Annotated in this window: 9 protein-coding genes and 2 pseudogenes; 3 read left to right on the top strand and 8 right to left on the bottom strand. The window is 48.1% G+C overall.

Annotated elements, in window-relative coordinates:
• A pseudogene (locus tag SHK35_RS13420) lies at positions 1-276 on the bottom strand (AAA family ATPase); the annotation flags it as partial.
• Positions 277-345: 69 nt separating this feature from the next.
• On the bottom strand, positions 346-954 hold the full coding sequence (locus tag SHK35_RS13425) for an AlbA family DNA-binding domain-containing protein (protein WP_318710160.1): 609 nt from the start codon (positions 952-954) through the stop codon (positions 346-348).
• 239 nt (positions 955-1193) lie between these two features.
• Here SHK35_RS13425 and SHK35_RS13430 point away from each other — a divergent pair, with 239 nt between their 5' ends.
• Genes SHK35_RS13430 through SHK35_RS13440 form a run of 3 tightly spaced genes read left to right on the top strand, consistent with a single transcriptional unit; the run spans position 1194 to position 5267 of the window.
• Complete coding sequence (locus SHK35_RS13430) at positions 1194-2918, top strand: ABC transporter ATP-binding protein (RefSeq protein WP_318710161.1); 1725 nt, start codon at positions 1194-1196, stop codon at positions 2916-2918.
• The gene (locus tag SHK35_RS13435; RefSeq protein WP_318710162.1) at positions 2918-4774 is read left to right on the top strand and encodes an ABC transporter ATP-binding protein; all 1857 of its coding nucleotides are present in this window, start codon (positions 2918-2920) and stop codon (positions 4772-4774) included. The genes SHK35_RS13430 and SHK35_RS13435 overlap by 1 nt, the downstream gene beginning before the upstream one ends.
• Before the next feature lie 13 nt (positions 4775-4787).
• Positions 4788-5267: a MarR family winged helix-turn-helix transcriptional regulator gene (locus SHK35_RS13440; protein ID WP_318705387.1), complete on the top strand. Its 480-nt coding sequence runs from the start codon at positions 4788-4790 to the stop codon at positions 5265-5267.
• Here the strand turns inward: SHK35_RS13440 and SHK35_RS13445 are convergent.
• The 6 genes and pseudogenes from SHK35_RS13445 to SHK35_RS13470 all read right to left on the bottom strand — a co-directional run.
• Positions 5188-6402, bottom strand: a complete 1215-nt coding sequence (locus SHK35_RS13445) for a DUF3810 domain-containing protein (RefSeq protein WP_318710163.1) — start codon at positions 6400-6402, stop codon at positions 5188-5190. The genes SHK35_RS13440 and SHK35_RS13445 overlap by 80 nt on opposite strands.
• Positions 6377-7798 (bottom strand): MATE family efflux transporter, encoded by a 1422-nt coding sequence (locus tag SHK35_RS13450; RefSeq protein WP_318710164.1) that lies wholly within the window; start codon positions 7796-7798, stop codon positions 6377-6379. Before SHK35_RS13450 ends, SHK35_RS13445 begins: the two co-directional genes overlap by 26 nt.
• Before the next feature lie 157 nt (positions 7799-7955).
• Positions 7956-9455 carry a CotH kinase family protein gene (locus SHK35_RS13455; protein ID WP_318710165.1) on the bottom strand — a complete coding sequence of 500 codons (1500 nt, stop codon included), beginning with the start codon at positions 9453-9455 and terminating at the stop codon, positions 7956-7958.
• On the bottom strand, positions 9406-10077 hold the full coding sequence (locus SHK35_RS13460) for a DUF4956 domain-containing protein (RefSeq protein WP_318710166.1): 672 nt from the start codon (positions 10075-10077) through the stop codon (positions 9406-9408). Before SHK35_RS13460 ends, SHK35_RS13455 begins: the two co-directional genes overlap by 50 nt.
• Before the next feature lie 27 nt (positions 10078-10104).
• The gene (locus tag SHK35_RS13465) at positions 10105-10821 is read right to left on the bottom strand and encodes a polyphosphate polymerase domain-containing protein (RefSeq protein WP_318710167.1); all 717 of its coding nucleotides are present in this window, start codon (positions 10819-10821) and stop codon (positions 10105-10107) included.
• Positions 10793-11041, bottom strand: a pseudogene (locus tag SHK35_RS13470) (hypothetical protein); the annotation flags it as partial. The pseudogene SHK35_RS13470 and the gene SHK35_RS13465, both read right to left, overlap by 29 nt.

An 11041-nucleotide genomic window follows, 5' to 3' on the forward strand; every position in this document is an offset into this window, starting at 1 on the left:
ACTATGAATAATCATATTTGCCACTGCTTCCCGTATTGCTTTATGCACCGGAGTATCATCTACTCTTACCATTCCCTCCAAACGGAACGGACGTTTAATACCATTGACAAGTTTAGGAGTTATCTGACGCACAAAATTATATAGATTATTTTCCCACATACCATCATAGGTAAGCCGGTCACTCCAACGGCTTCCAGGTAAAAGATTACTTTCATCAATATAATCCATACGTATATTATCAAAACGCTCACGCACCGACAACCCTTTTCCAAACATCAGTAATCCTGCTGCTGTAAGCCAGCCTTTTCCGGTAGCTCTGTCAATTGCGTATCCACCCATATTTTTTTAAAAGATCTGATCATTCTCTCCGTTCCAAATATGATCTGGATTTCGATGCTCGAATTCTATCCGATATGAACGCAAGGAATTTAAATCTATATCATCCATAGTATAGCCATTTAACAATCCTCCATCATTTCCCGAATCGCTGGCATCTCGCAGCATTGCTTTGACTTCGTCTTCTGTACAATGATAATCTCCTTCATGGTTGCGTTTAAAGGTTCCTTTCATCGGATTACCATTAATAAAAACCGGTTTACTGCGATAATCCGCCTGAGGCACCTGTATCCACATGATAGTTTCACCTTTTACTTCACAGAGTCCTGCATCTGCATCGACAAGGATATTACTGCTTACTTTTTCACTATTCACAGTATTCCAAAAATCTTTTAACCTTTGATCAGGGTTTTTGATAGAAACAAATGTGAATCTCTTTTCAAAATCTGTTTCTCTAACATGTTCTTCTACGCCAAACAAAATGATTCCGCCATCTGTATTGGCAAAAGAAGAGTATGTCTCCCATACAGAGTTTGGCAGTTTTGATTCCGCTTTCTTACATTCTAGGTTTATATGCTCTCCAAACCTCAGCATTTCAAGTATTGTTCTGCTATCCACAATTCCCTCCACGAAGCTCTCTATCATGATCCAAGATAATTTTTCTCATTTCCACTGCCCATTACAGACAGTTTTTCTAGTCAATTAACATCATAAAGGAAAACTGTATATTTGGAAAGAGTTTTCGACTTCTTCCCTCTATTTTTTCCAGCTAAAATTCGTAAATTAATTGACACGCCCTTTCGTTTCTTATACAATAGTTGCAGATACAACTATTGCATAAGAAATCCGGAGGCACTATGAAACGTTTCTTGTCCTATCTGAAAAAATATCGTCTTTCCACTGCCCTTGCTGTGTTCTGTATTATGCTGGAGGCTTTTCTGGAACTGATTATTCCCCTGATTATGGCGGATATGGTGGATGTGGGAATCGCCACGGGCAACAGGCCCTACATATTTGAAAAGGGACTCCTGATGGCTCTGTGCGCGGTAGTGTCTTTGATTCTTGGCACGGGAAGCTCCCGGTTTGCCGCTGTGTGCGGCCAGGGCATAGGCGCGGAAATCCGAAAGGATGAATACAGGAAGCTCCAGCAGTTTTCCTTTGCCAACACGGACCGATTCCGTGTCTCCTCCCTTGTGACCAGACTCACGGGAGACGTGACAAACATTCAGAATTCTATCTCTACCGGCCTTCGTCCGGCCTGCCGGGCCCCTGTGATGATGATCACCGCCATTACGGTTTCCTTTTATATCAATAAGGAGCTGGCCGCTGTTTTTCTCATCGCGGCTCCCGTTTTAGGCATATTGCTGTTTTGGATCATCAGTCATGTACGCCCTCTCTACAGCAGGATGCAGAAGGCGGTGGATCTGGTAAACCGGATCATTCAGGAGAATCTCACCGCCATCCGGGTGGTAAAGGCTTACGTGCGGGGAGATTATGAGCTTGCCAAATTTGAATCGGTTAATCTTGGGCTGCAGACCACCTCGGAAAAGGCCTTCCGGGTGGCCTCCCTGAATATGCCCGCCATGCAGCTTGTAATGTATACCACTATTCTGTGTATTCTCTGGTTCGGGGGCCGCCTGACTATGGCCGGAGAGCTTCAGGTGGGCGAGCTGACAGGATTTTTAAGCTATGTGATGCAGATCCTCAATTCCCTGATGATGATTTCCAATGTATTTATGATGTTTACTAGGTCCCTTACCTCCTGGCGGCGCATTATGGAGGTTATGGACGAAAAAATCGATATTACGGAGGAGCGGGCAAGAGATATCACCGTACAGCGGGGGGATATCGTATTTGACCATGTTTACTTTCAATACAGCAGGGATGCAAAGGAGTATGTGCTCTCCGATATCTGCCTTCATATTGAGGCGGGAAGTACCGTGGGCATCATCGGCAGAACCGGATCTGCCAAATCCACTTTGGTGCAGCTCATTCCGCGGCTCTATGACGTGACAGGCGGGCAGCTTTTGATTGACGGCTGTCCGGTACAGGAATATCCCTTAAAGCCCCTGCGGGACTCCATTGCCATGGTGCTGCAGAAAAACACGCTTTTCTCCGGCACTGTCAGGGATAATCTGCTCTGGGGCAAGGAGGACGCCTCCCAGGAGGAAATAGAGGAGGCCTGCCGGATTGCCTGCGTGGATGAGTTTATCGGGCGGCTTGAAAAGGGATATGATACAGATCTGGGCCAGGGCGGCGTCAATGTGTCTGGCGGGCAAAAGCAGAGGCTGTGTATCGCCAGAGCCCTTCTGAAAAAGCCGAAGGTGCTCATACTGGACGACTCCACCAGCGCCGTGGATACGGCCACAGAGGCAAGGATCAGAGAGGGTCTGGCAAGCTATCTTCCAAAAACCACCAAAATTATCATCGCCCAGAGAATTTCCTCCGTGTTCCACGCAGACAAGATCGTGATTTTGGAGGATGGCAAAATTCATGCCGTGGGGACCCATAAGGAGCTTCTGGCAAATAACCAAATTTATCAGGAGATTTATCAATCCCAGCAGGAAGGAGCGGATCTGTAATGCCAAGATATAACGGATATGCACGTCCCAAAAACAAAAAAAAGACCATCAGACAGCTTCTCCACTATATGGGGATTTACAAATGGTCCATGGTGCTTGTGGCTCTTTTGGTATGTATCAGCAGCATGGCAAATATCATGGGAACCTATCTGCTCAAGCCTGTGATCAACAACTACATTCTGCCGGGAGATATCCCGGGACTTTTAGGCATGGTTTTTTCTATGGCCCTTATGTACGGCTGCGGCGCACTGGCCACGCTGGGGTACAATCAGCTGATGGTGCACACCTGTCAGAAAATCGTAGGCCGTATCCGCCGGGATTTATTTGCCCACACCCAGAAGCTCCCCCTCTCCTATTTTGACGCCCACACCCACGGAGAGCTGATGAGCCGCTTTACCAATGACGTGGATACCCTGACGGAGGCCTTAAACAACAGCTTTACCCTGTTGATACAGAGCTTTATCATGGTCAGCGGCACTATCGTTATGCTCATTGTGCTGAATTTCAGACTGTCCTTGATCGTCATCGCCTTTTTGCTTTTGATGCTTCTATTTATCCGCATAAACGGACGGCGCAGCAAAAAGTATTATCAGGATCAGCAAAAGCATCTGGGCAGCATCAACAGCTTTGTGGAGGAAATGGTCAGCGGGCAGAAGGTGGAAAAGGTTTTCAATCACGAGGACAAGGATTTTGAGGAATTCTGCCGCAGAAATGAGGCGCTGCGCCAGGCGTCCACCAAGGCGCTCTCCTATTCCGGCATGATGGTGCCGGCCATCGTAAGCCTTTCCTACTTTAATTATGCGGTTTCTGCCTGTGTGGGCGGGCTGTTTGTGCTCTCCGGCCTGATGGACTTGGGAAGCCTCACCTCCTATCTGGTATATGTGAGGCAGAGCGCCATGCCCATGAATCAGTTTACCCAGCAGGTCAACTTTCTTTTGGCGGCTCTGTCGGGAGCCGAACGAATTTTTGAGATGATGGAGGAGGAGCCGGAGCCGGATCAGGGGCACATCACCCTTTGCCATGTACGGGAAAGGGATGGAAGGCTTTATGAAAGCGATACAGAGGGCCGGGACTTTGCCTGGAAGGTTCCCCTTAAGGGAGGGGGCTTTGCGCTGGTTCCCTTAAAGGGAGATGTGCGCTTTCATGACGTGGTGTTCGGCTACACTCCGGAGAAACGAATTTTAAACGGCATCAGTCTCTACGCCAAGCCCGGACAGAAAATTGCCTTTGTGGGCTCCACCGGAGCGGGAAAAACCACCATTATCAACCTGATCAACCGTTTCTATGAGATACAGGGAGGCTCCATCACCTATGACGGCCTGGATATCAGGGACATCTGCAAAAAGGACCTGCGGCGTTCTCTTTCCCTGGTCATTCAAGACACCCATCTGTTCACAGGCACCATTGCCGACAACATCCGCTACGGTCGTCTGAAGGCAAGCGATGAGGAGGTCAGGCAGGCAGCCCTGATCGCCAATGCCGATTCCTTCATCCGCAGACTGCCCAATGGATATGACACGATGCTGCACAGTGACGGTTCCAACCTATCTCAGGGCCAAAGACAGCTTTTAGCCATCGCCAGAGCCGCCATCTCCCGCCCGCCGGTATTGATTTTGGACGAGGCCACCAGCTCTATTGACACCAGGACAGAGCGTCTCATTGAAAAGGGAATGGATTCCTTGATGGAAGGGCGCACCGTGTTTGTCATCGCCCACAGGCTCTCTACCGTGCGCAATTCCAAGGCCATTATGGTATTGGAGCAGGGAGAAATCATTGAAAGAGGCAGCCACGAGGAGCTGCTTGCCCAAAAGGGCCGTTACTACCGTCTTTACACCGGACAATTTGAACTGGAATAAAAAGGAGGTCGGCATGGAAAAACAAGACATCAGAGAAGCTATGCTGGAAATGGAAATTGCAAGAAAAAGGATTTTACAGCCTGCCTTTCAAAAGCTGGGCCTGACCGTAGGACAGCCCCGTATCTTAAACAAGCTCTATGAGCAGGATCACATCACCCAAAAAGAGCTGGCGGATAAATGTTTTCTGGATACGGCCACCATTTCCAGAAATTTAGACCGGCTGGAGGAAGCGGGCTATATCACCAGAGAAAAGCACCCTGGCTGCCGCCGCTCCTTTCTCATTGTGCTTACCGAGAAGGGAAGGGTCTGCGCCGCCAGGGTGCATGGAAATTTTGTAAGGCTGGACGAGAGAATCTGCCAGAATCTCACCAGGCAGGAAATGCAGAGCTTTCTTGACTGTGCAAAAAAAATCGTTACCAGCCTGAGCCTTCCTCCTGCCCTACTTGAATCCGCTGATACTGCAGAAGAAGCTTCACCACCCGGCTGTAGCTGACCATGCCGTCCTCTACCCCGTTGACCCGCAGAGTGGTATCCACAAAGGCATCCGAAACCTGATCCACCGTCTCCGTGTCAAAAATTGCCTTGCCATTGATACGGTCCCATTCTTCTTTCGTTACAAAGACATCATCCTCATACACCTGCTCATACAGCCTTATGGGATAGACGTCCCATTCCGCGCCGCTTCCCGTCTCCTGCAAGGCATATATGTCGTTGCTCACATAGGGAAGAACACTTAAATATCCGCTGTACTGAAAATAAATGTCATCAGACTGGATGCAGGCCAGATAGCTGATAAAATTTGCCTCATCCTCGTAGATATAACCTCTTAAATGGGCCAGCTCATGGCACATGCAGGCCGGCTTGTTCAAAATATACATCACATCGTTGTAATTTGCTTCCATGGAAAAAGGAAAATAGTAGCCCTGCATATACTGCTGGCATATAAAATCCGAAAAGAAAAAAGGCTTTGGACTGGGATAATACCCATCCAGCTGGGGATAGGTCTCTCCCAGCTGTTTCATAATCTCTATGGCTTTTTCCTTCATCGTCCCTATTTCACCGTTTTCCAGAAGGCCCCCCGGATAAACAATCCTGCCCTGTTCATCTCTCTCCACCTGCCTGGACAGGGTATTACATTTTTCCGCAATCTCATTATATAAAAGAATCAGCTCATTCGCCGTATAAGTGCCTTCCGCCTCACTGCCCCTTTCCCCGAAATATTTTTCGGAAAAGGTGGATGCGTGATACAAAATAAAACAGTTTAGCGTCATCACGAGGCATACGATCAATAAGGTCCAGATAAAAAATACATAGAAGCCCTTCACCATTCCAAGGCATTTCCCCCGAATCCGCCGAAACGCCGGAAGGGGAATGCAGACGGCCAGGGCCGCTGCCGGAGCAAGCACAAAAGCGCATCCCAGTAACACCAGGCCCGCAACAATCATCCATTCCCCTACGGAAAAGGGAAACAGTCCGGTAATTCTGCCGTAGGTATTGACCCACACAGGAAAAATCCAGGCAATATAGGCGTCGCAGAATGCCGTGCTGTTCCATGCCGCTGCATTTAACAGCACCACTGCCGCTGCCATGCCTATCCACAATTTATGCCCGCGCTTCCCTTTCTTCATAAGATTCCCTTGTCATTTTTTTGTTAATCTTAAGCTTGGCTTTCTTCCACAGACCAGTGCGGTACAAGATATACAGTATCACAGCAGAAATGCCATTGCTGATTACTACCGAATACCACACGCTGCGCACACCCATGTGAAGAATACTCTCGCAGAACCACAGCGTCAAAAACCGGAACACCCAAAGCCTTGTGGCGTCCACCGCCATGTTTACCTCCGTATGCCCTGTGCCCTGGAACAGGCCTGACACCGTATTATAAATACCGTTGGTAAAGCACCAGAATGCCATAATGCTCAGGAAGTCCGCCGCCATGGCAATCACCTGATCATCATTGGAAAAAATGTTTACGATAGCCGTGGATATCCTCATCCTTGATAAAATCATACCACCAACAAATAAAAATACAATAGAAATCCACATAGAAATGCGGAAGCCTTTTTCCGCCCGCTCCTGCTGCCCGGCTCCCATATTCTGGGCCACAATGGTTGCCGTTGCAGAGCCGATGCCGTTGGAGGGCAGCGTAATCAGCCCGTTTACCTTATTGCCGATCCCATAGGCAGCCATGGCTCCTGTTCCGTATACATACACATTCCTGCTCATCAAAAGGAAACCAAGCTGCATGGTGCTTCCTCCGATTGCCGTAGGCAGACCCACCTTCAGAATCATTTTCAGCTTTTCCTTTTCAAACCGGATGTGGCGCACATCCAAATGAATGTCCTTTTTTGGGTTGGAAAGCAGCACAAAAGCTGCCACAGCGGGAACCGCCTTCGCCAGCAGCGTAGCCAGGGCCGCGCCTGCCGTTCCCATATCGAAGGTGATCATCAGCAGGGGGTCCAGCACCATGTTAATCAGAATGCCGCCCAGATTCAGAAGCATGGGGCGCACCGCATCGCCCTGAGCCTGATGCACTGCTGAAAAAATGTTCACCATATAAAGGAAGGGCATATCCCAGATCACAATTCTAAGATAAGTCTGAGCATGCACAAAGGTTTCCGGATCAGCGCCCAGCCAATTTATGATTCCCGGCGCAGCAGCAAAGCATACTGTGGAGCATACCACCGAAAAGAGCATAGCGCAGGCAAATATCTGGTTTGCCATGCTTTTGCCCTCATCCTTTTGACCTGCGCCCACATACTGGGCGATCAGCACCGCTCCCGCCACCGTGATGCCCGTTCCGAAATTGATAATCACATTCTGCACAGGCGTCACCAGATTGATGGCCGCCAGCTGGCTGGTTCCGATTTTTCCCAGCCAATAGGTGTCCGTCAGATTGTACATGGTCTGCAGAAAGCTGTTGATGACAACCGGAATCGCCAGCGATAAAATTGCCTTCACCAGATTTCCCTTTAATATCAGTTCCTGATTTTGCTTTTTTCCCAATTTTACTGCTCTCATTCCTATCCCTCCTGCCCGCCCAGCGGACATTAAAATAATCCATCAGAAATCTTTCACAGTTATGTTACAGCAAAATCACAGTACTAACCACCTGAAATTTGGGAAAAATACGCAAAAAGTACTGAAAAATTATGAAATCTCTTCTATTGCTGCTATATTATTTTACCTTCAGCACTTCATTCAACGCAGCATCCTGCTTTCGTTTTGCGTTTTCCAAATCATCAAAATCCCCAAGGTTCTTAATTTCTATATGAGAAGCATCCAGCTTTTTTTCCGGCTGCTCCAGCTGTCCTCGTATTGTTGCAGGGATTTCTCCGTCCAGCTGTCCGCGGATGCTCTGGGCCCGAAGCAGACAGATCTCCTCCAGCGTATCCACTGCCAGCTTGTGATCCTCAAAAGAACAAAAGGAGGTTGGGTCCTTTTGAACATATGGTGCAATCAATTTTTCGGTCTGCCGGAGGGTTGCTTCAAAACGGCCGGTTTCAAAGTATTCCGAAAGAAATTTTTCAAAGTATTCATGATAACGGCCGAAGTATTCCTCCTGCTTCATCAGATTATGGTATAGGGGGCGGTTGAGCATGACCTCCCCTTCTGCAGGAGTGTTGATTGGATAGTTTATAAGAATATTTGGATCTTCGATCGGGCTGCTCATCCCAAGAGCATAGGTGCCAAAGGCCAGATTGTAATCCCAGGGCAGTATACTGAGGATACCATCTTCCTCATACAAAAAGTAATTATGCCCTGTATAGCCCAGATAGCTGTCCCAGTTCATCACAAAAACCTGCACCACAAAGTATCTCAGCACCTCGTCCACATCTATGGCCGTTTCCAGGTTTTCTCCCGTAGACAAAATCCGCAGCGATTCAATCAGCCTTTTTTGGTCGGCCTGCGACGTTTTGAATTTGGCGTTTTTAAAAATTCCGGGATAACTATCCGGACTGTCATCAATATATTTCAATGCCACGTCGAAGTTTTCATCATTGAGAAAACGGTAATCCGGCTTATACAATTTCCCGTAGTCATTTCCGAAATTGCGCCGGGCAAAAGACTCCTCCGGCTCCTCAATAGCCAGAAACAATCCCCATTCCTCTCCATTCACCGTCACCCAGACATAGCTGCAAAGAGGAGCTGGAACCTCCATAAATTTCATCATATCGTATGCCATATAGGTTTTCAGATAGCTGTTGTCTTGAAAAGAAGCATCCAGGGAAAGCTTATCAAGTCCGTAGTAATTGCCTCCGTCCAAAAATTGGTCGAATTCCAGCTTGAGACTGTAACGGGACAGTCCGTATTCCTCCGTCAGACGGAGAGAATTATTCCCTTTTATCCGCAATCCTATATTGTCAAACCTTTCTCCGTCAATTACCACAGTACAGGGGACATATTCTTCCTCCTCTGCCTGTTCAATAAAAGTGCGCCAATCCTCAATTTGAATGTCAACAGTATGCACCAGACTGTCGTCAAACAGCCGGGCAGCATACCCTGGATTTGCACTTGCTTTGAGAATTCCCAGCCTTTCACCGAACATCAGCACGATTGTAAGAGCAGCCGCCAAGATTACCGCAGCAATACAGATTCGGTCTATATATTTATGCTTTACCATCGCCCTAACCCATATAATCGCCGTTGTAGGAGACCAGCACCACCCGCGATACACCTGCCACAGCCTCCAGCTCGTTCACAAAGGCGCTGTCATCCTCCTTCAGGCGAACCTCATAGTTGAGCTCCACACATCCCTTGTCCACACTCTTGCTCTTGAGATTTAACCGCTTGACTTGTGATTTTATAAAGACTCTTACTTGTTCCTCAATCTCGCTGCTTTCGCAGTGTACCACCAGAATATACGGCGAATCCACCGTTTTGCTTTTAGAAAAGCCAAGCAGCACCAAACCGATAAAAATACTGCCAAATACCGCCAGCGGAAGCAGGCCGGCCGCAAGCACAATGCCTACCGCAATGGCCCAGAATAAAAAGGCAATATCCAGCGGCTCCTTAATTGCCGTGCGGAACCGGACAATGGACAGGGCGCCTACCATACCGAGGGACAACACCACATTGCTCACCACGGTCATAATCAGCAGAGTAGTAATGAGAGATAACGCAATCAGCGTCACGCCAAAGCTTGCCGAATACATTACACCACTGTAGCTCTTTTTATAGATGAAAAAGATAAACAGCCCCATTAAAAATGCTAAAACAAGAGCAATTATCATATCCAGCATAGAGATGCTGGAGAGATTCTCCAAAAAACTGGATTTGAAAATATCCTGAAAAGTCATTGGCGCTCATCCTCCTCAATCTACTTTTCAATCAAAGCGTCGGCACAAGGCATACTTGGAGCAAGATGCAGCCTGCCTTCCAGGCACCTGTACCGCCATACGGACAAGCTCCGGCAAAAACGCATCGTATTTGACTTCCATCACGGTACTTTGCTCCATCACACATAAGTGGAAAATTTGCGGATTCAAAAAGTCCACGCAGCCAAGCCCGGTACGGATGTTCCGATCCAGCGTAATCCGCACATTGCCGGGTGCATAGTAAAAAGCTTCCCTGTCGTAACAGACAATGGTCTTGGGCTGCAGCCCTTTCCCCTTTAGCTTGCTGTAGAATTCTATGAAAAGAGGCTCCCCCGAATCCAAGAGGAATTCATAGCTGCCGGAGAGCAGCTTCAAGACCTGCTCTGGTTTCATCCCTATGCTTCGCTTACCACATAGTCCATTTTCCTTGAATTTCTTTTCCAGCCGGATAAAGGAAGTATCCTTCCCATAATACCGCAGGCGGAATTTTTCACGTCGATTTACCCCGTCGATTTTCTCACGCAGAGCACTGTCGTAGGGGGTGTCAAAATACAAGCTGGTTACCCGGTATACGCCATCTGCCCCGGCATGCTTATCGTGGAAAAACAGCTTCCTCAGCCTTTGGGAAAGCACCAGATCCTCCCGCAGGCTGATCTGGTGCTTCAGCTCGTGCCGCAGAGAAACCTTTTTTGACGGCTCAGTCATCATAATCGGAATCCCCATCATTATTGTCACTGTAATTACTGCTGCCGTCGTCGTAATCGGTATCACTGTAGTCTGTCACTCCGTCGTTGTTCGGGCCGTAATCCGTATCGTTGTAATCCGTTACTCCGTCGTTGTTCGGGCCGTAATCCGTATCGTTGTAATCCGTCACTCCGTCGTTGTTCGGGCCGTAATCCGTATCGTTGTAATCCGTTACTCCGTCGTTGTTCGGGCCGTAATCCGT

The organism is Candidatus Acetatifactor stercoripullorum, assembly GCF_944382095.1.
Taxonomy (GTDB): Bacteria; Bacillota; Clostridia; order Lachnospirales; family Lachnospiraceae; genus Acetatifactor; species Acetatifactor stercoripullorum.